The following is a 23,611-nucleotide window of genomic DNA, read 5'->3' on the forward strand; positions in this document are numbered from 1 at the left end:
CAAAAGACCTCACTTAGCTTTAGAATATAAAACTCCCAATCAAATACATTACAAAAAATCCTTGCCAGTTTTACCTGACAAGGACTATATTTACTAAAAAACTGTCAACCTATTTTAGGACGGGACAAGGGTATGATTTTAAACAGACATGATGTCTTTTTCTTTGTCCAAAAAGATTTGATCAATTTTGGCCACAAAAGCATCCGTTAATTTTTGTATTCTATCTTCGGATGCTTTGATATCATCTTCAGCAACACCTTCACCTTTTAATTTTTTGATGCTATTGTTGGCATCTTGGCGGGCATTACGAATATTGATTTTAGCGGTCTCTATTTCTTGTTTAACGCGCTTCACTAAATCTCTTCTGCGTTCTTCTGTCAAAGGAGGGATGGATAAACGGATGAGTTCACCATCATTCATGGGATTCAAACCAAGGTTTGAATTACGAATGGATTTTTCAATCTCACCAAAAATTCCTTTTTCAAAAGGTTTAATAGCTATGGTTCTTGCATCTGGAGTGGTTATGGATGCTGCTCCAGTGATGGGTGTAGGTACGCCGTAGTACTCGATCATTAAGCCATCCAGCATACTCGTGCTGGCTTTTCCTGCTCTAATTTTTGAAAGTTCAATGTTTAGGTGCTTGATTGCTCCTTCCATTGTTTCCTGTCCGGCTTCAATATAAAATTCTAACTCCTCCATGTAATATAATTGCTGATTAACTAATTAAGGTTCCTACATCTTTGCCAGAAACCAAATCACACAAGTTTCCGTTTTTGTTCATATTAAATACGATGATAGGTAATTTATTTTCTTGGCATAAGGTAAATGCCGTAGTATCCATGATTTTTAATCCTTTTCCAATTGCTTCTGAAAAGCTCAAATGGGTGTATCTCGTAGCGGTAGGATCTTTTTCTGGGTCAGCCGTATATACTCCATCCACTCGAGTTCCTTTCAATACCACATCTGCTTCAATTTCAATGGCACGCAGAGAAGCAGTAGAATCTGTGGTGAAGTAAGGATTTCCTGTACCTGCACCAAAAATAACGATTCTTCCTTTTTCTAAGTGACGCATGGCTCTTCTTCGGATGAAAGGTTCGCAAACAGCCTCTACTTTGATGGCTGTCATCATGCGGGTGTATAATCCGTGTTTTTCTAAAGATGCTTGCACTGCCATTCCATTGATGACCGTGGCCAACATTCCCATGTAGTCACCTTGAACGCGGTCTATACCAGCTTTAGCGGCACTAGCGCCTCTGAAAATGTTTCCACCTCCAATAACGATAGCCACTTCAACACCCAAATCATGTACTTTTTTAATTTCTGCAGCGTATTGATCTAGAATGTTTGGATCAATTACTTCCGTAGGTGTGGAAAGGGCTTCACCAGAAAGTTTTAATAAAATTCGCTTGTATTTGGGTTCTGACATTGGAATGTGATGGGTCGATTATGTGCGCTGCAAATTTAGAAAAAATATTCATCTATCTGCTAGAAATTTGGCTGTTTTGCTCCTTGGCTTCTGCTAATTTCCACCAAGGTAAATAGGGTTTATCGTGGTGCTCATAATGGTAGCCGAAATTATAACAAGAAATAAATGCCCAAATATGGTTTTTTTCTTGGCTTCTTGATTGATGCTTATTACCCGGCTCATGTTCCCCGCGATGTGGCAAATAAGTGCCAAAATAAAACAATTGAAGTGTGGCTAAGATGGCAGGTAATTCCCAGATAAGAATGATGTTTGTCATGGGAAACCATATTTTTAACACGTTATAGGTGATGGCCATGGCCAAGATTTGTGTCCAATGCACATATTGAAACATGAACTTAAACCACCATATAAAAAAGTTTCCTTGGTGAACATCAGGGTCTTCAGCCGTATTGACATAAGCATGATGGTGGTGATGTTTTTTGCGTAAAATCGTATAATTATTGAAGGCGAATAAGGTAGCACAGAATCTTCCAATCGCATGGTTTAAACGGGGGTGCTCCTTAGAAACTACACCATGAATGGCATCGTGTGAACTTATGAATAAACCTGTATATAAATGAGTCTGAATCAAGATAGCCAAATATAAAAATGGACTTTTCCAATCCAAAGGCATTTGAATCCAAAAGGCTAGATGTAGTATCCAAACCAAGATGATTATCCCTGCACTACATATACCGGCATATTTTTTCATAGGGATTTTACGTGTTTTTGTCCATGTAAAATTGGTACTTTTATCGGGATCAATGTGTATTTTGGACAATAATTTCACTTTGTAAAAATGAAAACTACTTACTTAACTTGGATTTTTGCCATTTGTTTGGCTTTCACTGGGAGGGATATTTCAGCACAAAATACCTATTGTAACCCGATGAATCTAGATTATGGTTTTACTCCAATTCCCAATTTTTCAGAAGCAGGGAGGCATAGGGCAACGGCAGATCCGGTAATCAGTTATTTTAAGAATAAGTATTATTTATTTTCAACCAATCAATGGGGATATTGGTGGAGTAAAGATATGTTGAATTGGAATTTTGTCTCACGTCGTTTTTTACAACCTTACCACAAAGTGTATGATGAACTTTGTGCTCCAGCGACCTTCGTGATGGGGGATAGTTTGTATGTAATTGGGTCAACATATGCCAAAGATTTTACGTTATGGTCTAGTCATTCCCCAGAAACGGATACCTGGAAAGAATCCGTACATGCGTTTAAGGCAGGGGCTTGGGATCCAGCATTTTTTTTAGATGATGATGGTCGACTGTATTTGTATCATGGATCCAGTAATTTTTATCCTATGTACGGACAAGAGATAGATCGTAAAACGCTTCAGCCGATTGGGGAAAGAATGGATTTAATCCGATTGAATGATGAGTTACATGGTTGGGAGCGATTTGGAGAGTATCAGGACAATACTTTTTTGAAGCCATTTATGGAAGGGGCATGGATGAACAAATACAAAGGAAAATATTACCTACAATATGGTGCGCCGGGTACCGAGTTTTCTGCTTATGGGGATGGTGTTTATATTTCGGATAAACCCATGGGGCCTTTTACTTATCAATCCCACAATCCTTTTTCGTTTAAACCAGGCGGTTTTACTAGGGGAGCGGGGCATGGTGCCACATTTGAAGGGCAATTTGGAAATTGGTGGCATGTGTCAACCATAACAATTGCGGTAAAAAATAGCTTTGAGCGTCGGTTAGGCCTTTGGCCAAGTGCATTTGATCAAGATGGAGTTTTGTATACAGAAACGGCCTATGGAGATTATCCATATCGTATGCCCAAATCGAAATTCGATAAGCCGGTTGATTTATTTACAGGTTGGATGTTGCTTAATTACAATAAGCCAGTGAATGTATCTTCTAGTTTGGCGGGTTATGGAGCTAATTATGCAGTAGACGAGCAAATGAAAACTTATTGGTCGGCAAAATCTTCTAAAAAAGGCGAGTTTATTCAATCGGATTTAGGGGAAGTTTCTACCGTGAAAGCTATTCAAATTAATTATGCCGATCAGGATGTGGATTCGAGTTTTTTGGGAAAAATACCAGGCATATACCATCAGTATCAAGTTTTTGGGAGTAAGGATGGGAAAAGTTGGCAGTTGATAATAGATAAATCAAAGAATAAGAAAGATGTTCCTCATGACTATGTAGAATTGGCAAAGCCAGTGGAAGTGAGGTATATTAAATTAGTCAATGTACATATGGCGGCTGGAAAATTTGCCATAAGTGGTTTACGGGTATTTGGTAAGGGGCATGGGGAGTTGGCTAGAGAGGTCAAAGATTTTGTGGTTTTGCGAGGTGAGCATGATAAACGATCGGCTTGGTTGAAATGGCGACATGACCCTCTGGCTACAGGCTATGTAATTTATTCAGGAATTGCTCCTGATAAATTATACACATCCATCCAAGTTTTTGGTGCCAATGAGTATTATTTCAAATCCATGGATAAGGATAAAACCTATTATTTTCAAATAGAAGCTTTTAATGAAAATGGTATTGGTAAACGAGGAGTCATCTTAAAATCAGAGTAAAATGTGCTGACCTATTGAGCACGAGAGGCACTTTTTTATTTGACAATAGTTTTTATGCCAATGTAAACAAGCTTGGGAGTCGTGAGCATTTTTGATTTCTAAACCCAACTGAGTGTAGATGCGGGAAATGACATTGTTTTCTGCTTCCATCTCAAATAGCCATCGATATGCTTTGTCAGTATATTTTGATTCTTTCTTGCAGTGAGCATAAGCCAACAATATGGGGATTAGGGTATTGATGCACAAAGAATAGAAAGTAGACCTTCCTAATTGCTTATGAGGCTTTTTGCTTTTTTTGCCAAAATGGTAATGCGTTTGCCAATAAGTCGAAGGACTAATTTCAAAGAGTGTTTGTATCACTTTTAGTTCTTGGATTTCTAATAAAATGGAAAGTAGAGAACAATTGTTTCGAATGACTTCTGAAAATTGTGCCATCCGAATGGTGGGGAAATTGGCAGGTCTTAATCGTAGAAATTTCCAATCGGACATCTGTAAAAAGGCATTTTCCCATTGATGTTTTTTCTTTAGATGGATAAATTCTCTTCTTAATTCCCATTGGTATTCATCTTTGATGGGCTCTTCTAGCATTCCTGCTAGCCCCATCATTGCCGCTTCAATACCTAATTAACGATCTCTGTTTCTTAATATGAGTTTAAGAGGTATGGCTTGTGTAAGGCGGAGCATGGGTTCTGCATTGAGCCCAAATCCAAAACTTTTGCCTAGAGATTGATAAAATGTTTCATCCCAATCCTGGTTGTTTTTATTCCATAAATCAATGATGGCTTCATATTTGATTTGCATTCTTTGTTCTGTACAAAGAGTCAGCATACGGGTTTTGATCTCATGAGGAATCTCCTGAAAAAATGGTTGACAGGCAATGGAATTAGCTTGAGGTTCAAGACTAGCCATGATATTCGTATTTTGTACACGATGGCATAGTTCGAGGGTAGGAATTTCTCTCCCGTCTTGATAATAAATGGGCAAATCTGCTATCCAGACAACATGTAAAATGACATTTTCAAAAGAGGAATCTTGGTGGTGAGCATGGAGAAGCCAATCGGAAGATCGGACATGTAATTCTACTGATCCAATCCACGCAAAATCACTCAGGAGAATGTGTGCTTCTTGAAAATCTGCACCCGCATGTTTGTTTAAAAATCCGGGATGAATGATTTGAAGATATTCTCCTTGTTGACTACGCAGGTTCTTGCGTTCAAAAAGTTGTTTACTCCAAATTCGGCTTAGTATTTGCTCGTTCATAGCATAGACCTAATTAAAAGGTCTAAGCAAGCTAGTATGCATTCTTAAAAGTTGTTTGATAATCTACATTTGGGAATCCTAGATTAAGAAATTATCAAGATTTTGAATTGTTTACTTGGTAAACACCCCAAAGTAGGATGAACATAAATACGATTTGCGACCAATAAATAGTTTCCCCGTCAAAAAGTCCCCAAGCAACTGCTACAATGGGGATTAGGTAGGTAACAGAACTAGCAACAATGGCACTGGTCCATTTAATTAATTGATTAAAAAGGACCATGGCAATAGCTGAACCAAATAATCCTAATGCAATGGCTGCCAATAATGGCCACATTTGCGCATGGTCAGACCAAGGTCGGTTGAAGAATCCAGAATAAGCTAAAAGTCCAAGAGCTAAGGGGCCGATCATCATGAATACCCCAGCAGTAGAAGTAAGTGGATGTAAATCTGCGAATTTTGATTTGACAGTATGTAGGTTAATGCCATATAAAAATGTGGCTAAAATAACCCAAAGGGCATGGTAATTAAATTGAAAGGAAAAGCTTTTACCTGCAACGAGTAAACCAATGCAGCCAATTAAACCTAAGATTATACCCCCAGTTTGTTTTAAAACAAATTTTTGTTGGAATAAAACGATTCCGATAATCAAGGTAAACAGGGGGGTAAAAGCATTTAACATGCCAGAAAGTGCACTTGGGAGGTGTTCTCCAGCAATGGAAAAAAGTATAGCGGGAAATAAATTACCCGTTAAACCTGCCAAAAGGAAAGATGGCCAATGTTGTTTTTGGATGTATTTTCTTCTTTTAAAAAAGAATGGGCAGAAGAAAAGAGCAGCTGAGGCAATGCGTAAGGCACCGACTTCCATAGCCGAATAGGTGCTAAGGCTTTTTTTGACCAAAATAAAGGAGCTTCCCCAGATGAGTGAAATGGCCGCAATGGCTAGAATAATCCAAAGTGCTGGTACTTTTTGTGTTGATGTCATGTGTTATTCCTGTAAAATTGCTTGATAATGTTCAGCAATTTCCTGTAATATTTGATTGATTTCCTCGTAAGATAAAGAGGTAACTAATCGGCTTCTAAATGGTTTGAAATGATCCATACCACGGAAATAGTTGGCATAATGTCGACGCATTTCAACAATACCACCATGATTTCCTTTCCATTTGATGGAAAAATCCAAGTGACTTTGACACACACGGATACGTTCTTCTAAAGTAGGTGGCGCCAAATGTTCTCCAGTTTGAATGAAATGCTTGATTTCATTGAAAATCCATGGATAACCAATGGTGGCTCTACCTATCATGACTCCATCAACTCCGTATCTATTTTTATATTCCAAGGCTTTTTCTGGAGTATCAATATCGCCATTCCCAAAAATTGGAATTTTTATGCGGGGGTTATTTTTGACCTTGGCGATTAATTCCCAATTGGCTTCACCTTTGTACATCTGCACTCGAGTACGACCATGAATGCTCAATGCCTGAATACCAATATCTTGTAGCCTTTCTGCTACATCTTCGATATTTTTGGTTGACTCATCCCATCCCAATCTAGTTTTAACTGTAACGGGTAGGTGTGTAGCATTAACCACAGCTTTCGTCATGGCAACCATTTTGGGGATATCTTGCAAAAGAGCAGCGCCAGCCCCTTTGCAGGCTACTTGTTTTACTGGGCAGCCATAATTGATATCAATTAAATCAGGGCCTGCCTGCGTGGCAATTTCAGTGCAAGAAGCCATAGTTTCAATGGATGAACCAAAAAGTTGAATTCCAATGGGGCGTTCATATTCAAAAATATCCAACTTTTGGACACTTTTGGCTGCATCTCTGATAAGACCTTCAGAAGAGATAAATTCAGTATACATCAAGTCTGCTCCATTTTCTTTACACACTGCACGAAAGGGTGGGTCAGATACGTCTTCCATAGGTGCTAAAAGCAGAGGGAAAGAGCCTAATTCGATGTTGCCTATTTTTACCATTCTCATTAAAAATTCAGTAAATTTACGACCATTATGGAAGAAAACTACATTTCTGGACCCGCGCGTTGGTTTGGTCTTTTTTCGAAGTTGCTTAGCTTATTTGGATTTTTTCTGCTTGGAAGCTTTTTAGGGCAGTTTTTGGGTCTAGTAGCGGTAGTTTTAATCATGGAATTTCCTTCCACTAATGTGGCAGAATTTCAAAAATTACTTCTGGATTTTATGGCTAATCCAGAAAAATACCAAGGAGCATTTAAAGGAATCATGGCATTGCAGTGGTTTGTGTCATTATTTACATTTGTAGGAGGCTCATGGGCTTATTTGAAATTTATTGAAAAACGCAGTTTATATGATTTAAGTCCATTGGAAGCTCCTTCTTGGCGTATTTTTTCCTGGGCTATTATTGCCTTATTGGTTTCCATTCCTTTGATGGAATACATTATTCAATGGAATCAATCCATTGTGCTTCCTGCAGGTTATGAAGAAGTGGAGGCTTGGATGAGATCTTCGGAAGATAATATGGCCCGACTAACCAAGTTTTTATTGCATTTTGAAACACCACTGGATTTTGTGACAGCATTAGCTGTGATTGCGGGAATGGCGGCTATTGGAGAAGAATTGTTTTTCCGTGGTGTATTGCAAAATTTGTTTGAGCGGTATTTAGTGAATGTGCATGTGGCTGTTTGGTTATCTGCAGCTATTTTTAGTTTCATACATTTTCAGTTTTATGGGTTCTTGCCAAGGATGTTATTGGGTGCCTTTTTTGGGTATTTATACATCTGGTTTAGAAATATTTGGTTGCCGATTTTAGCCCATTTTTTTAACAATGCTTGGACATTGACCTTATCCTATTTGTATCAAGAAAAACTGATAGATTTAGATCCTGAGCAAGTTGGAGAGATGATCCCATTATGGTCAGCCGCTGTTTCATTGATGTTCCTTATTTATTATATTCGTTTAATGTATCAACAAAGGGAGGAATTATGATCAAGGACTGGGTTTTATTAGGTACTTCTGAAAATGGCATTGATCTAGAAATGCAAAAATCAATGCTTTCTGAAAGCTATGAAATACCAGCTGTCGTAATAAATAAGAAAATTAGCCCTTATAATTTGGGCGTTTTTGAATTGTATGTACATCAAGATCATGTCGAACAGGCTAAGTTAGCTATTGTTGAATCCAAGAATTAAAATCAACTTATGGGATTGTCCAATTTGAGTAATTTATGGCAGAGAGTTATTGCGGCAGTGATTGCAGTTCCTTTTTTGTTATTCTGTATCAATTTCAACGATTATACTTTTTTAGCCTTATTCTTATTGATTGGTGCCTTAGCTCAATTAGAATTTTATAAGTTAGTTGGGAGTTTAGAGGGGAATTTACCTTTAACTTTTTATGGTACTTTTTGTGGGGTTATTCTGCATTTACTTACCTTTTTTATTGAAAAGGGGATGATAGGATACCACAATTACTATATTCTGTCGCCCTTATTGACCCTTATCTTTTTTATCAAGTTGTATAAATCCGAAGATGGCAAGCCTTTTCAAAATATTGCCTTTACCTTTTTAGGGATTATCTATGTGGCACTTCCTTTTGCCTTATTGACAGTTTTAGCATTTATGAGATCAGGTTCTTATGATGCGAACATTATCATGGGTTGTTTGTTCTTATTATGGGCCAGTGATTCTGGTGCTTATTTTGCTGGAACTTATTTTGGGAAGACAAAATTATTTGAACGAGTTTCCCCAAAAAAATCTTGGGAAGGATTGATGGGAGGATTATTGAGTGCCATGATTGCGGCTTATGTTATTTCAAGGTATTTCACCAATTATGAAGTATGGGAATGGTTTGCCATTGGTGGGATTATCGTGGTAGCAGGTACTTATGGAGATTTAGTAGAATCATTGTTTAAAAGAAGTATTAATATAAAGGATTCGGCTAATACCATTCCAGGTCATGGAGGGTTTTTAGACCGTTTTGATGGCTTATTATTATCCATCCCTTTTATTATTACTTTTTTAAAATTATTTTAATTTTCATTCGTTTAACGAAAAGTGAAAACGAATTAGTAAAAATATTATTTGCAGCTCAATGAAAATTTGCAAACGAGTCATATTGGGACTTTTCTTTTTAGTTGCATGTGTTAGCCAAGATCTTTTGGCTCAAGGGCAGGATAAAACGGTGTTATTTCTTGGAAGGGTAGTAACTGCTACCAAAGCGGAGGATTTACCATTGGCTTATGTATATAACCCAAAGGCTGGCCGTGGGGCCTTGAGTGACAATTTTGGTATGGTAGAGATGTATGTCTTTCCTGGAGATAGTTTGGTGTTTACCTATGTGGGTTATCAGAAAAAATATTACATCATTCCTAAAAATACAGATCAAGTACATCGAGCTATCATTTCTTTATCGGAAGAATCTAAAATTTTGTCTGAAGTAAAGGTTTTTCCGCATAGTTCAGAAGAAGAGTTCAAACAAGCATTCTTAAATATGCGCCTTCGAGATGAAAAACAACGAGGGATTTTAGCTAATAATTTGGAACAATCGAAGCTGAATGTTTTTGCTTTACAAGCAGGGATGGGGGCCTCCTCCAATTTTAGAAATTTTTCAGATCAAATGGTTTCTGCTCAGGCGAATAAAACTTTTTATGCTAGTCCAATTTTGTCACTTACCAATCCTTTTGCTTGGATTAATTTCATTCAATCCATTAAAAATGGCGATTTGAAGAAGAAAGAATGGAAGAAAGCCTATGAATTTTTGCCAAAGGAAAATATCTCTAGACAGCAGTTTTTGAGGGAGACCAATACCAATAAGTAGGATTACCACCTCATCTGTACTCCTACGTAAATAATTCTTTTCTGAAAATATTCTTGGAAGGACTGTTGATAATCCCAGTTATAATTGATGGATTTAACATTGTCACGGTTTAATACATTACTAATCGATATATATGTAATCCAAGATAGCTGATTTGATTTATGGAACATTTTACTGAGCATAGCATCTATTCGCATATAAGGTGATAAATTATCTGAGGAAAGGGAATCAAATTGAGGAACATAAACTTGTAATTCTGAGGAAAATGCTGATGCTAATAATGGTCTATAATAATTCCCCATCCTTATTAAACTGCTTAAACTAAGGTCCACCCATTTCCACTTCCATTGTGAGTTTGTTCGTAAGAAGTAAGGGATTTGGTAGGGAGAGTGTTGAGTTATAGTCCCAATTTTCATTTGACTCCAGTGGCTACCTAAACTCCATTCATGTTTGGATTTTGATGTAACTAAACTGAAGTTACATTCTGCTCCAAATGCTTCTATCGTATAATGGAGAGATTTTTCCGTTTTGTAAAAAGTATGTAAACTCCATTTTTGTAGTTCCTTTTCCTGGACTAAATCAAAGGAAACCTGTTGACTTGTTACTATGGAATACTCATTTTCTGGGGTATATAAGCTAGCAATTTGTTTACTCCATGCTAGATTAAGGTATTTTTCCAGCTCATGAAGATACCATCGAGTATGGATTTGATGGGTAAACCGCCAATCAGATATAGATGGAAAATGAGTCAGCTTAACTGCGAATCCCATTCTAAATGGCTTAGAAAATGCATAATTGTTGGATAGAAATAATTCCTGTTGAGAAAGACTGGGAGTGTTTGAAAACAGAATAACAGGTGATTGTGGACGGTAATCAAAGCTATAAATAGGTCTTCTGATTTGATATGAAGTTTGAGATTGAAACCATTGATAGCCCGTTTTAATGGTCCAGTTTTCCTGAGGAAAAAGTTGTAGGTCAATTCCGCTGAAGAGTTGAACTGATTTTGGGTGGTAGGCATAATTGCCAGTGCTATCATGTTGAGTGGATTCATGAAGTCCAAATTTTAATGTCCACTGTGCATGTTCTTGCAGTTTAGATAGATTGAGGGTCTGAATGTGCCTATTTTTTTGATATTCAAAAGGACCAGCAAAAGAAGGATGTCTAAATTGACTACTATATTTTTCAATCATAAGGAGGCTGAATATTTTGAATCTCCATAAATTTTTAGTTTGAAAAAAAGCATTTAGGCCCCAGTCACTTTCGTTAAATTGTGGTAAATCTTGTAGAGAGGTGGGATTAAATGATTTTAATAAGGGGCTGAATTGATGATGGCCAAATATGCTAATTCCATTTTTATCTTTTGCCCATGGAGTCCAATGTATACCTGCTTGTCCAAGGCTAAGATCTATTTCCATGTTTTGCTTGCTGAATGATTCATTGCTTTGAATTTGTACTACTCCCGTGCTAGCATTTAGTAGTTCTAAAGGAGGGTTACTTGGAAAAATAAGTAAGTCTTTGATGGAATTGATTGGAATTAGACTGAAAGTGCCCAAACTGGACATTTGGGTGAATTTAATGGGTTCTGGAATGGGTATATCGTTGAGGTATATTTGAGTTAATTGGGGATTACTTCCTCTAAAACTTATGGAGGCAGATTCACCAAAGGGGCTTGCTGCTGAGGTGGATTGAACCGCTAAAAGGGGGTCGGCCTTGGAGGATGCATTGACTACAACATCTAAAAAATTGATTTTTTGGTTAACAAAATCTTCTGACATTGGAACACTAGCCTTTACTTTTACTTCCGCGAGGGCATTGGGTTTATCTAATGTTAATTGTATTTCTAAATCCTTATTATACTGGATCGGTATATATTTTTGTTTATAACCTATCATGGAAACAAGTAGGGTATCAGGTAGGCCTTTGCTTAGTTTTGAAAATTGAAATGTCCCCGTCGAATCGCTGAGTAAACTAAGTTTATTATGAATTAAAAGTAGACTTACATTTTCTAAATAGGTTTGATGGTAGGCATCCATAACTCTCCCTCTTAGCTGAGTTTGAGCTATTGAACAGGTTGAAATACCAATGAAAAATATTAGTAAGTACTTTATTTTCATGGTATGATGCTGATGAAATATGGGACAATAATCCAAAGTGCCAATAGGCAATAATAGGCAGAAATAAAGCCGTAACTCATTATGATAAATGAGCCATATAAATAATCCTTAGCAGTTAATTCGATGGATTCAATTCGGAATAATACGGATTTACACTTTTTGAGGGATCTACTTGCTTCATGGAATAGAGCCGGCTCATGCAAAAATTCGGATAGTAGAAAATATCCATCGGTACCTGGGATAAAGGGAACTGCATTAAAGACTATTCGAAATGCGATGAAGCACTGTAAAAATTGCCAATGTGAGAACCAAATTTTATCCATTTCCCAATTCAAGAGTATATTAATCCCCAGTACTAATGAAATATCTAGGATTATTCCTGCTAATATGACTTGAATGCGATGTTTGTGATTATCCCAAAAATGAAGGGAATTCGTATTGATGTGAACAAATGGAATGAAGCCTAGAACCAGAGAAAATCCCAAATCAGCGACTAAGCCTCCGTACCTCAAATAGATCAGATAGTGAGCAAATTCGTGTAAAAAAGTAGAAGAGAGAAGCCCTAAAATTAAAAAGGGGATTAGATAGGGGCTACTCAATAATTCAAATTCAAGCCAATGTTCTATGAATGTAGGATGAAATGCCAATTGACCTATTCCCAAAATAATAAGTAACAAAGAAGCAATACTACTTAGGTTTTGTACCCATGCGTTTTTGGCCCATTTTTCCATCCATGTTTTTTCTAAAGGGATTTTTGCAATTTTGAAAAATCGTAGATTACCTCTTCCAATAAATTCAATGGTGATATTTAAAAAGGAAAACAGCTGAGTTACAGCCAATTTCCAAGCTGTGATATTTTGTGTGATCTTTTTGTTTTTTTGATTTTGGTAGGCTTCCAAGGCATCTTCATGCATCAACAATTCGATTTCCTGTGAATACTGAATTAATTGATTTAGTATAGCTAAGTCAGCATCATAACTTTGCTTTATATATGCCAAGGTTTTGTTTTCATCTCGATTATTTACTAGGTGAGAAAGTATTTCCCATTCACATTGACTGATTTGAATCAACATGTCTTTCCAATTGTGTTTGAAATAGAGGTCATCGGTGCTCTCCTTAGCATAAATGAGTTTAAAATCTGGATTAATGACATAGTTCATAGTTATTTGCCTAGAGATAAAGCTAAAAGAGTAATCTGACTCGGATTTTGGTATGAAATCAATTGAGCAAGTGCTTCATCATTGAATCCACCTATGGCACAAGTTCTCATGGCTAGGGATCCACTGGCTAAATACATGGATTGAACAATTTCACCGGCTTCGATCATGGCCCATCGAATACCCCGATCAAGGTATTTAAAACAGGATCTTTCAAGTTCTGCCCCCAGGACCATAAATGCACTTGAATTGCTATAATCGATATCATTTTTTTGCTCAGCAAATAGTGTGGTATTCAAGGCAACTTTTAATTCTTCGCGATCCTTAAAAGCATGTATTAATTTGAGTTTCGAAGAGAATAGGTCATATAAGAATACTCCTAAAGGAAGCTCTTCTATCAGTTGATTGATTACATATACATCAATTGGATATAAACCTCCACCCGATGGGATATTTCTTCGAGGAGGGATCAATAACAATGGGTCAAATCGCTGAGTTATGGAATAACTTAAATACAAAAATTGAGAAAGATCCTGTAAGGAGAGTTTGTTATCTGGGTCATAATTTCTTTGACTGCTTCTTTCTTGATTTAATTGATTCAATGCCTTCGCCAATGGTGGTAAAGGGGTATTGATTGCTAAATCATATTCCTCACAGAAACCTAATTCTATACTATGATGACTAATATTTCTCATGAAATAGTCACTGGACATCACTGCATTCAGGCGTTCGCTGTACTCCTTGGCCTGGTAACTATATAATTTACTATGTTCCAGGAAGTCGTATGAGATATCTGAAATACAAGGTTCAAATAATAGATTTCGAGTTTTGGCCATGGTTCTAAAGTTTATACTGATGGAATAAATTATTCTCAGGGAATTTGCTTTTAGCCTCTTGTAGATAATGTTGAGCTTTGGCTTTCTGATTCTCTTCTTTAAAAAATCGGATTAGAAATAAATAGGATTCTGGGATACCCCATTGAGGATCTTTGGAATTTTCGACCACGGTAGATGCTAATGAAATAGCTTTGATGAGATTGGATTCCACTAGTTTACGCCCTCCGTACATTTTGGGAGTATAAAAATCATATATAGCTAAGGCATAATATGCTCTTGGATTTTTAGGATTTAAATCAATGGCCCTTTCTGCTAATCTTCCAACTTTTCCTGCTTTGATAGGCAATAAGAAAACATTGGTAAAATTGAGCTTCAGTCCATCTATCAAGGATTGTAATGCTAAAGTTTCCGAATTGGGTTTCGTAATTTTACCTATCATGGAGGAAGCTTGCTCGAGGGATTGTTGGGCTTTTTTCTCTTCAGTTGAATTCGATAATTTATAATTGAAGTAATCCATGTAATGAGCATAGGCATTCCAGTACAAATAGTAATACTCGTTGCTTGGATGGTTATTCATGTAAGTGATGATTTTTTGTAGACTATCCTTATGTGTTTTCCATGATATTTTTTGAACCTCGTGTACTATATTTTCCATGTTTCCCTGTGCCAAACACAAGACAGGTAATAATAAAGTTGCTATAAGGAGTATTATTCGTTTTTTCATGATTTATGGGAAAGGGTGTGGATATGTTAGAAATAGATTTTCATTCGGTTCTGCCCTTAGGTATTTTAAAAAGGGTTGCCGATGTACTCCTGTTAATAAATTCCAATGAGGTACAATTACTCGGACTACTTCCATACCCTGAGATTGAACATCCTCAGTACTTAATGGAACAACTAATATGTGGTTTAAGTCCAGTTGATTTATTTCATTCCAAGATTGAATTTTAGGTTTAATTCGTTCATTTTCAGGGAAATGAGATTCTGTGCTTAGAGCTGCTTGGAGAATAGCGGATTTTTTTCTCCATTGGGGAAAACGATTGTAGAATGCAAAATGCTTGTCAAAACTATTAATGCTGTCAAAGCCTGGCAAATTATCTATCCATTCTTCTGGTTTTTGACTTAAACCAATGGCATATTCAATTCCTTGATAGGCTTCTAGGCACGCTTTGATGATGGATTCTTCTTTGCTAAATCGACAGGCGCAACCCATCGATTGGAAAAGTTGTCCTTTGTATGGGAAAAAAAGTACAACAACATGCGTTTCTATAGGACTTAAGGGGGATAAATCGAAAAGCTTTATTTGCACTCGATTATTATCAAATAATTGCTTGATTTTAGGGTGTTCGAAAGATGCTAAGACTTCTTTTTGGTTTAACATCGGGATATGCTTGATCCAATGATCTTGCCGATACCAGAACTCTGCAAATACATTTCTTTCAGCACATTCTAAAAAGCCTCCAACAGTAGCATCATGGATATTTTTGCCCGCCGAAATACCGGTTGAGGTTTGAAGGGCATAATTCTTTTTACTATCCCAATCGGTATTATGAGGTAAATGCACTGCGAATGCGGGTACCCAAACGGATTGTTGATTATTGACATTTTCACTTTTAATCCAACTTATTACGTCATTTGGTTCCCATTTTTGATAGGGGAAATCTAGAGTGTATTGTTCTGGGGCATAAGGAATGAAAGTTTCTACAGGTAAGAAATTTTTATCTTGACTCCTCATATCAGACTCACTTGCAAAGACTAAATCCTGTATGTCTTGATGAGATGCAGCATACCTCTCTGTCCATTCACCAATGGCCGAATTTGTTGCTTCGCCTTGGCTGAACCCTATACCTGAGCCTTGAATCATGTAAGTATTGGAGGCCAACATGTCTAGATGTGTTGCTTCAACGTAGCTTTGAAATAGCCCAGCTGGCAAACACCTTCTGGTGGGTATCTGAAATTGATTTCCGTGGATTAAATCATCTTTAAGTGCTATCATGTTAGTGAAGACGGATTAAACATTGAAGGTCATGGATTGATTTTTATGACTACAAATAGGACATTGAGGCACTTTTAAAATTTTATACCTCTGTACTTCAATAGGACTACCTTGAACGACAAAACTTTGTCCAATTAATGGTGAGAATGTTAATCCTGAATTGAAAAACTGTTGCAATTCTTCATGGATAAAATTACTGAGGGCCAAGAAATAGCGTTTTTCTTGAATCAATGGTGTGTAGACATACTCTTGATTATGCTTTTTCTGAAAGACAGAGAAAGCTTTTGGGTTCTTCAGTTGGACTCGTTTCCGATTGGCATAGCAATTCAAACATGGACTTAATAATTTGGAAGAAATGATAGGTCCAATCGTGAAAGTTGAACTATCAATTTCCGTATATAAAAGAGGGATTTTAGCCTCATAACTTAATTGTGCTAGTTCTTTTATGTTTTTGTGATGTGTAAAAAGAGAACCCACAAATAAGATTACATCTGAATCAATCAAATTATCCTCCAAGATATATTCAAAGGAAGGCTTACTTACTTGATTCAGTAAGTGGATAAGGGAGCTAGATTGATCTGATTGCTTTGCATCTACGAGTACATGGATTTTTACTTTTTGAGGACTTTGGGTCTGTTGGATTACTTGTTTTTCCTTCAACCAGTCGAATAATTCTTGAAAAACTTCAAAATCATCTCCAAAATCCTCCTTGTGTTTTTCATAAATGTGACTTATGGAGTCCTCTTGCTGAATTCCTTGAAGTATTTGTTTGATCAAGGGAGTTGATTCACCTTGTATTTCTATTAAATTTTGATCTCCGTTTACGATGAATAGAGTATCCGGACCACAAAATATGGCTTGGTGGGGTATCGTAGTTTTCATGTGTGGGTAGGTATTTAGGTAAAGCGGGTGGAGAAAATCTCCACCCGTTTATCCAATTAGGCTGTCGCTTCTGCTGGCGCATCATTGTTTGATTTGCAGCAAGTACATGTACAAGTGCAAGTCGAACCAGCAAGTGCTACCTCGTTTGATCCTCCGAAAGAAGCATCTCTGTTTTCTAAAACAGTCAGGGTTAATTTTAACTTTTTCATTGTGATTAGGGTTAGGTTGATTGAATTATTTCGAAGGCAATTTCAAAAAAATGTCCTAATTACAAAAGGCTTGTCAATGCGGGGGGATTACATTATCAGTTTGTAGATAATTTTAAATAAGAAATGGGCTTAGGCGTCCAATTGAGATACAAATTTGATTTTTGACAAGTTTTGAGATTCCAAAAACTTGATTAAAATTTATGACTGAAATCCGGCAAAAGCTAACATTCTGCCAGTCAATCCCTGTTCTTTTCTATGAGAAAAAAAATGTTCATTGTGTTCAACAGTACACCAGGGAGCAATTTCAATTTGTGTAATGCCTGATTTCCTTAATTGTAAAGCATGGTGTTTTTTTAAATCCACATGCCATTTGTTATATAGCTTTTGTTTACAAGACTCTGGAAATTTTTCAGCTACTTCATCACCCACTTCAAAATGTTGAACACTGATGCATGGGCCAATATAAGCCAATAAAATCTCTGGTTTACTATGGTATTTACTAATCAATAAATCAGCAGTTTTAGGTACAATTCCCAAGATAGACCCTTTCCAACCCGCATGAACTGCTGCCGTAATTTTCTGTTCGGGGTCCACTAAGAGAATTGGGCAACAATCTGCAATGCCTACTGCTGAAAATATATTCACCTGAGTGCTGATAATGGCATCATATCCATTCTCATAATCAGGTAGTTGGCATTCCCAAATATGATCTTGATGCGTTTGAAATGACCTAGCTAATTGACTTGCGTCTATGCCTAAGGATTGGCATAAAAGATTAATATTTTCCTGAATGGTTTCAACTTGGTCGTTGGTATGTACTCCTAGATTTAGTGAATGATAAGGAGCTTGACTTTTTCCACCGTGGCGGGTGCTGACACCCGCCACTAAAGATGGAATATGTTTAAAAATGTCCGGTTTAAGGTATAAATCGGATGGTTTAATCATCGTAAGATAATCCGTATTGCTTTAATACATCATCTGGTACCCCTTTCCATTCGTTGGGAGTATTTCCTTTATACGCCAAATCATCTAATCCAATTCTAGACGTATAGAATCCAGTTGCTGTCAAGTTTCTCATCAATGTGAAAAAATTCACTCCTTGAGAAAACTGAGGTTTGACCTTTTCAGGATAAGCAATGTCTTCCACGATTTCAATACGTTGCTTTGGAGTAATTTCCGTAAATAATTTACTAAAACGACGCTTTGATTCACCATCTAACCATCTCAAACCACCTCGCATTGGGGTTTTAAATTCTGGTTTATCTTTTACAATAAACTCAATGAATTTAGTGACACCCGATTGAGAAGCGCTTCCCGATTTGCCATCTGCAGGGATAATGATATCCGACAAAATGGTGATAGTGGCTAACTCATGAGCATTTAAGAACTTTTCTGCCATTAATTTGGCATCACGTTCTGCTTCATCCATGGTTCTACCATTAGGTACTTTTAAAGGAGCGACTTTTTTAGGGTCTGGTGCGCCTTCTAATGCCTCCATGGCTTTTACTTGTGGATTCAATGCAGCTAAGCCCAATGAACTTAAGCCGATATTTTTTAAATAATCTCTTCTTTTCATTATAAATTGGCTTTTTTACGTTGATCAATAATATATTCGGAAGTACGCATAGAAAGTGCAAGGATAGTCCATGTAGCATTCTTATCTCCCTGAGAAACGAATGGTGCCGCATCTGCCAAGAACAAGTTCTTCACATCATGTGCCTGGCAATTTGAATTTACGACCGAAGTGCTCGCATTATTTCCCATACGCGCTGTTCCTACTTCGTGAATAATACGTCCTGGATCTGCTAAGCCGTAATTGGTATCTGCACCCGGCTTTTTGCCCATGGCCTTACCACCCATGGCATCAATAATTTGCTCAAAGGTGTCTTGCATGTGTTTTGCCTGCTTGATTTCGTAATCGCTCCATTTGTAATTGAAGCGTAAAACTGGAATACCATATTTGTCAACCACATTTGGATCAATTTCACAATAGTTATCTTCTCTAGGTACAGGTTCTCCACGACCAGCAAAGCTGACATAAGAACCGTAAAAACGACGATAATCTTCTTTCAATGTCGCTCCATATCCACCTGCTGCTTTTTTCAAACCATCACGAGTGAAGTTTTCACGTCCATTTAATCCTTCAATTCCCCATCCAAAACCGTAGCTAGGCATACCCATACCACCACCGTATTCGATGTGGTAACCACGTGGAAAGTCTAATTTACTGTTATCGCCCCACCAAGGAGAGTAAATGTGAGAACCACCTACGCCATCTTCATTGTATGTTTTGCGATCAAATAAGGAAGGAATAATGGCAGAACGAGAAGCTCCTGTTGAGTCGTTGATGTACTTTCCAACTACCCCACTGGAATTGGCAATACCATTCGGGAAACGAGAACTTTTTGAGTTCAATAATAAACGTGCCGTCTCACCAGCTGAAGCTGCCAAAACAACAATTTTACCTTTCACTGAATATTCTTGTAATGTACCAGTATGTACATAAGAAACGCCAGTTGCCAAACCAGATATTGGATCAGTTGTTACTTCTCTAGCCATGGCATATGGCAATAATGTCAAATTACCTGTTGCTGCTGCGGGTTTAACCAATACAGAGGAAGAAGAGAAGTCGGCATATGCCTGACAAGCACGAGAACATTGTGCACAGTAGAAACATTGGCCACGCTCATTGTTGATTGGCTTAGTCAAAATCGAAAGACGAGATGGGTAAGTCGGGATTCCGATGGCCTTATTCGCTTTCTTAATCATTAATTCATGCAAACGAGCCTTAGGAGGAGGTAAGAAAATTCCATCTGGGTTATTTCTTAGTCCTTCATTGGTACCAAATACACCAATTAAACGATCTACTTTATCGTAATATGGCTTCATGTCGTCATAGCCAATAGGCCAGTCGTCACCTAAACCGTCTATACTTTTTCTTTTAAAATCATCAGGTCCAAAACGCAAAGAAATACGGCCCCAGTGGTTGGTTCTACCACCCACCATACGAGATCTGAACCAATCAAATTTGGTTCCTTCTTTACGGGTATAAGGTTCACCTTCAATATCCCAACCACCATAAGCTGCATCAAAATCACCAAAAGGACGGGTGGTATTTGCACCACGACGAGGCGATTCATATGGCCATTTTAATTGGGTAATATTTTTTGGATCAGCGGGGTCATAAGGTTGACCGGCCTCTAATAAACAGACTTTAGCTCCTGCTTTGGTTAGCATATGGGCAGCCATACCACCACCAGCACCTGAGCCAACAATCACCACATCAAAAACCTCTTGTTGAGATTTGATGTATATGGAAGAATTAATCATAGTTATGGGTTTCGAAATTATTTGGCAAAATAGGGAAATAATTTTTCAATTTCTAATTTTCTTATCCTGAAAAATAGCTAATCCAGGATTATCTATATGCTTTTTTAAAATGGAATGAATGTTCGTTTATTTAAAGGGAATGAACCATTTTTTCTCTTCCTTAGTAATAAGCCTCGTCAATTTATTCGTATTTTTTATTCCGTTTATCGCTCATTTTAAAAATGGTCAAAATCCGGCACTTTGGTGTAATAATTCGGCCAAAATTCTTATTTTTACAACCTTTATATCAATACTAGTTTGGCCAGAAAAGCAGCAGATGGACAAGAACCTTTGAAAAAAGGAGAAACTCCACTTTCCCGACAATTTAATCAGATTAAAGCCAAATATCCTGGGGCAATTTTGCTTTTTAGGGTAGGGGACTTTTATGAAACATTTGGGGAAGATGCGGTGAAAGCATCCAAAATATTAGGCATTGTTTTAACACGAAGAAACAATGGAAATGCTGATGACCACCTGGCTGGTTTTCCCCACCATTCCTTGGATGTTTACTTACCCAAATTGGTTCGGGCTGGACAGCGTGTAGCTATTTGTGATCAATTGGAAAATCCTGCTGAAGCTAAAGGGATTGTTAAACGAGGGGTAACAGAATTAGTGACTCCTGGTGTTTCTTTTAATGATCAAGTTTTAGACAACAAAAGAAATAATTATGTGGCTTCCATTGCCTTTCCGTCCACCACTCAAAACTTGTATGGATTGGCTTTATTGGATATTTCTACCGGTGAATATATGTGCTCCCAAGGCCCTTTGGCCTATATACAAAAGTTAATTCAAAGTTTTTTACCGGCTGAAATTCTATACCCCAAAAAGTTCAGAAATCAGTTTTTAGAATCTTTTGGCGATCAGTTTCATTCATTCAGTTTGGAAGAGTGGATCTTTAGCCACGAATTTACTTATCCACTATTAACCCAGCATTTTAAAACACAAAATTTAAAGGGATTTGGTATAGAAGAAATGCCTTTGGGGATAATTGCAGCAGGGGTAATTTTACATTATTTAGCAGAAACAGAGCACAAACAAGTGGCTCATATTTCTTCCATTCAACGCATTGAAGAAGATAAATATGTTTGGCTAGACCGATTCACCATTCGGAATTTGGAATTAATACATCCTTCTCAAGAAGGTGGAGTTCCCCTAATTTCATTGATGGATCAAACGCTTACCGCTATGGGGGCTCGCTTGCTTCGAAAATGGATGGTTCTTCCTCTGAAACAGTTGAATGAAATTCAAGATCGTCAGTTGGGTGTTGCGGAATTAGTTCAAAATCAAGATTTATTGGATTTGCTAGTTAGTTATTTAAAGCCCATAGGTGATTTGGAACGTTTGATATCCAAAGTTGCTGCGAGTAGAATTAATCCAAGGGAACTAGTTCAGTTGAAAAAGGCATTACAGCAAATTCCATTAATCAAGGAATTACTGTGGGATAATAGCCAAGGCAGTTTAAAAAAGTGGGCAGATTGCTTAAATCCCTGTACCACATTGGTGGAAAAAATAGAATTAGCTCTTCGAGATGATGCACCTATGTTGGCTCATCAAGGAGGAATTGTAAAAACAGGGTATCAAGCAGAATTGGATGAACTACATTTACTTTCATCCAATGGAAAAGAATATTTACAAGACTTACAAAAAAGAGAAATAGAGAGAACCGGAATTTCCTCTTTGAAAGTAGCTTATAATAAGGTATTTGGCTACTATTTGGAAGTAACCAATTCGCACAAAGACCGAGTACCTCCCGAGTGGATCCGGAAGCAAACTTTAGTGAATGCCGAAAGGTACATTACAGATGAGCTAAAGGTATATGAAGAAAAAATCCTAACAGCAGAGGATCGTATATCTCAGATTGAATATGGGATTTTTCAAGAACTGATTCGGGAAGCGATGGAATATTTGGAGCTCATTCAAGTGAATGCCCAGTGCGTGGCAACTTTGGATGTGTTGCAGAGTTTTGCCACTATTGCTCAAAAAAATCATTATGTACAGCCTGAATTGCAGGATTCCGATGCAATTGATATCAAGGAAGGGCGTCACCCAGTCATTGAACAACAGTTACCAGTAGGGGAAGCTTATGTGCCAAATGATGTTTATTTGGATAATGAATCCCAACAAATCATCATGATTACTGGGCCCAACATGGCGGGTAAATCAGCCTTACTTCGTCAGACAGCATTGATTGTGTTAATGGCCCAAATGGGATCTTTTGTTCCCGCCAAGGCTGCAACTATCGGTTTGGTAGATAAAGTATTTACTCGCGTGGGGGCATCGGATAATCTTTCTAAAGGAGAATCTACTTTCATGGTCGAGATGACGGAGACTGCAGCTATTTTGAATAATTTATCCAATAAATCGCTCGTATTATTGGATGAAATAGGCAGAGGGACGTCTACTTATGATGGGGTTTCCATGGCATGGGCTATAGCCGAGCATTTACATAATCACCCTAAAAGTCTAGCAAAAACGCTTTTTGCCACTCACTACCATGAGCTGAATCAATTAGCGGATGATTTTCCACGTATTAAGAACTTCCATGTATCAGTGAAAGAAATGGGAAATAAAATCATCTTTTTGAGAAAGCTATTGCCTGGGGGATCTGCCCATAGTTTTGGTATTCATGTGGCTCAAATGGCCGGAATGCCTACCCCTTTAGTACTTCGTGCACATGAAATTTTGAGGCATTTGGAAAAGGATCATATCAAAGAAGATCATGATCAAAAACTCAAAGACATGCCTAAAGTCAATTATCAATTAAGTCTTTTTGGGGCTGAAATTCCAGCTGGATTAAAAGAAGTTAATGATCAATTAGAAAAATTGGATGTTAATTCACTTTCACCGATTGAAGCTCTATTGAAGCTGAATGAATTGAAGAAGATGATAAGTAATAAATTGTAAATGATGAATTATAAAGTATAAATGGGGCTTCCTTTCTACATTCTACACTCTTCATTCACAATTCGCCATTCATAAT

At 37.4% G+C, this 23,611-nt stretch carries 20 protein-coding genes and 1 pseudogene; 6 read left to right on the forward strand and 15 right to left on the reverse strand.

Going from position 1 to position 23,611, the window contains the following annotated elements:
- Nucleotides 1-138 precede the first annotated feature (138 nt).
- The 3 genes from frr to G9H60_RS09710 are packed head-to-tail and all read right to left on the reverse strand — an operon-like array spanning nt 139 to nt 2,177.
- The gene (gene frr, locus G9H60_RS09700) at nt 139-699 is read right to left on the reverse strand and encodes a ribosome recycling factor (RefSeq protein ID WP_109323537.1); all 561 of its coding nucleotides are present in this window, start codon (nt 697-699) and stop codon (nt 139-141) included.
- 16 nt (nt 700-715) lie between these two features.
- Entirely contained in the window at nt 716-1,426 is a 711-nt protein-coding gene (gene pyrH / locus G9H60_RS09705; protein ID WP_223143864.1) for a UMP kinase, read from the reverse strand.
- 52 nt (nt 1,427-1,478) lie between these two features.
- Nucleotides 1,479-2,177 (reverse strand): fatty acid desaturase, encoded by a 699-nt coding sequence (locus tag G9H60_RS09710; RefSeq protein WP_223143865.1) that lies wholly within the window; start codon nt 2,175-2,177, stop codon nt 1,479-1,481.
- Between the two features lie 87 nt (nt 2,178-2,264).
- Here G9H60_RS09710 and G9H60_RS09715 point away from each other — a divergent pair, with 87 nt between their 5' ends.
- The gene (locus G9H60_RS09715; protein WP_223143866.1) at nt 2,265-4,019 is read left to right on the forward strand and encodes a family 43 glycosylhydrolase; all 1,755 of its coding nucleotides are present in this window, start codon (nt 2,265-2,267) and stop codon (nt 4,017-4,019) included.
- Here G9H60_RS09715 and G9H60_RS13450 read toward each other — a convergent pair.
- The 3 genes and pseudogenes from G9H60_RS13450 to dusB form a co-directional block, all read right to left on the reverse strand.
- A pseudogene (locus G9H60_RS13450) lies at nt 4,011-5,279 on the reverse strand (DUF2851 family protein). The gene G9H60_RS09715 and the pseudogene G9H60_RS13450 overlap by 9 nt on opposite strands.
- A 94-nt stretch (nt 5,280-5,373) precedes the next feature.
- A complete protein-coding gene (locus tag G9H60_RS09730; RefSeq protein ID WP_223143869.1) occupies nt 5,374-6,261 on the reverse strand; it encodes a DMT family transporter in 888 nt (295 codons plus the stop codon).
- Nucleotides 6,262-6,264: 3 nt separating this feature from the next.
- Nucleotides 6,265-7,257 carry a tRNA dihydrouridine synthase DusB gene (gene dusB / locus G9H60_RS09735; protein WP_223143870.1) on the reverse strand — a complete coding sequence of 331 codons (993 nt, stop codon included), beginning with the start codon at nt 7,255-7,257 and terminating at the stop codon, nt 6,265-6,267.
- A 33-nt stretch (nt 7,258-7,290) separates the two neighbouring features.
- Between dusB and G9H60_RS09740 the strand changes: the two genes are divergently transcribed.
- From G9H60_RS09740 to G9H60_RS09755, 4 genes are read left to right on the forward strand one after another with little or no spacing between them, the layout of a single operon-like run.
- Nucleotides 7,291-8,241 (forward strand): CPBP family intramembrane glutamic endopeptidase, encoded by a 951-nt coding sequence (locus G9H60_RS09740; RefSeq protein ID WP_223143871.1) that lies wholly within the window; start codon nt 7,291-7,293, stop codon nt 8,239-8,241.
- The gene (locus G9H60_RS09745) at nt 8,238-8,444 is read left to right on the forward strand and encodes a DUF2007 domain-containing protein (RefSeq protein ID WP_223143872.1); all 207 of its coding nucleotides are present in this window, start codon (nt 8,238-8,240) and stop codon (nt 8,442-8,444) included. The genes G9H60_RS09740 and G9H60_RS09745 overlap by 4 nt, the downstream gene beginning before the upstream one ends.
- A gap of 9 nt (nt 8,445-8,453) precedes the next feature.
- The gene (locus G9H60_RS09750; protein WP_223143873.1) at nt 8,454-9,284 is read left to right on the forward strand and encodes a phosphatidate cytidylyltransferase; all 831 of its coding nucleotides are present in this window, start codon (nt 8,454-8,456) and stop codon (nt 9,282-9,284) included.
- Nucleotides 9,285-9,342: 58 nt separating this feature from the next.
- A complete protein-coding gene (locus G9H60_RS09755; protein WP_223143874.1) occupies nt 9,343-10,068 on the forward strand; it encodes a carboxypeptidase-like regulatory domain-containing protein in 726 nt (241 codons plus the stop codon).
- A 2-nt stretch (nt 10,069-10,070) separates the two neighbouring features.
- Here G9H60_RS09755 and G9H60_RS09760 read toward each other — a convergent pair whose 3' ends face one another.
- The 9 genes from G9H60_RS09760 to G9H60_RS09800 all read right to left on the reverse strand — a co-directional run bounded on the left by G9H60_RS09760 (nt 10,071) and on the right by G9H60_RS09800 (nt 20,592).
- Complete coding sequence (locus G9H60_RS09760) at nt 10,071-12,182, reverse strand: carboxypeptidase-like regulatory domain-containing protein (protein WP_223143875.1); 2,112 nt, start codon at nt 12,180-12,182, stop codon at nt 10,071-10,073.
- Nucleotides 12,179-13,342 (reverse strand): hypothetical protein, encoded by a 1,164-nt coding sequence (locus G9H60_RS09765; RefSeq protein WP_223143876.1) that lies wholly within the window; start codon nt 13,340-13,342, stop codon nt 12,179-12,181. The genes G9H60_RS09760 and G9H60_RS09765 overlap by 4 nt, the downstream gene beginning before the upstream one ends.
- 2 nt (nt 13,343-13,344) lie before the next feature.
- On the reverse strand, nt 13,345-14,175 hold the full coding sequence (locus G9H60_RS09770; RefSeq protein ID WP_223143877.1) for a SagB family peptide dehydrogenase: 831 nt from the start codon (nt 14,173-14,175) through the stop codon (nt 13,345-13,347).
- Between the two features lie 4 nt (nt 14,176-14,179).
- A complete protein-coding gene (locus G9H60_RS09775) occupies nt 14,180-14,899 on the reverse strand; it encodes a tetratricopeptide repeat protein (RefSeq protein ID WP_223143878.1) in 720 nt (239 codons plus the stop codon).
- Nucleotides 14,900-14,902: 3 nt separating this feature from the next.
- Complete coding sequence (locus G9H60_RS09780) at nt 14,903-16,171, reverse strand: YcaO-like family protein (RefSeq protein WP_223143879.1); 1,269 nt, start codon at nt 16,169-16,171, stop codon at nt 14,903-14,905.
- Between the two features lie 15 nt (nt 16,172-16,186).
- Nucleotides 16,187-17,053 (reverse strand): hypothetical protein, encoded by an 867-nt coding sequence (locus tag G9H60_RS09785; RefSeq protein WP_223143880.1) that lies wholly within the window; start codon nt 17,051-17,053, stop codon nt 16,187-16,189.
- A 407-nt stretch (nt 17,054-17,460) separates the two neighbouring features.
- Nucleotides 17,461-18,207, reverse strand: a complete 747-nt coding sequence (gene pgeF, locus G9H60_RS09790) for a peptidoglycan editing factor PgeF (protein ID WP_223143881.1) — start codon at nt 18,205-18,207, stop codon at nt 17,461-17,463.
- The gene (locus G9H60_RS09795) at nt 18,200-18,838 is read right to left on the reverse strand and encodes a gluconate 2-dehydrogenase subunit 3 family protein (protein ID WP_223143882.1); all 639 of its coding nucleotides are present in this window, start codon (nt 18,836-18,838) and stop codon (nt 18,200-18,202) included. The genes pgeF and G9H60_RS09795 overlap by 8 nt, the downstream gene beginning before the upstream one ends.
- Nucleotides 18,838-20,592 (reverse strand): GMC family oxidoreductase, encoded by a 1,755-nt coding sequence (locus tag G9H60_RS09800; RefSeq protein WP_223143883.1) that lies wholly within the window; start codon nt 20,590-20,592, stop codon nt 18,838-18,840. The genes G9H60_RS09795 and G9H60_RS09800 overlap by 1 nt, the downstream gene beginning before the upstream one ends.
- A 297-nt stretch (nt 20,593-20,889) precedes the next feature.
- Here G9H60_RS09800 and mutS point away from each other — a divergent pair, with 297 nt between their 5' ends.
- Nucleotides 20,890-23,535, forward strand: coding sequence for a DNA mismatch repair protein MutS (gene mutS / locus G9H60_RS09805; RefSeq protein WP_223143884.1), 2,646 nt, complete (start codon nt 20,890-20,892; stop codon nt 23,533-23,535).
- The last annotated feature ends 76 nt before the right edge of the window (nt 23,536-23,611 follow it).

Source organism: Aquirufa aurantiipilula, assembly GCF_019923745.1.
Lineage (GTDB): Bacteria > Bacteroidota > Bacteroidia > Cytophagales > Spirosomataceae > Aquirufa > Aquirufa aurantiipilula.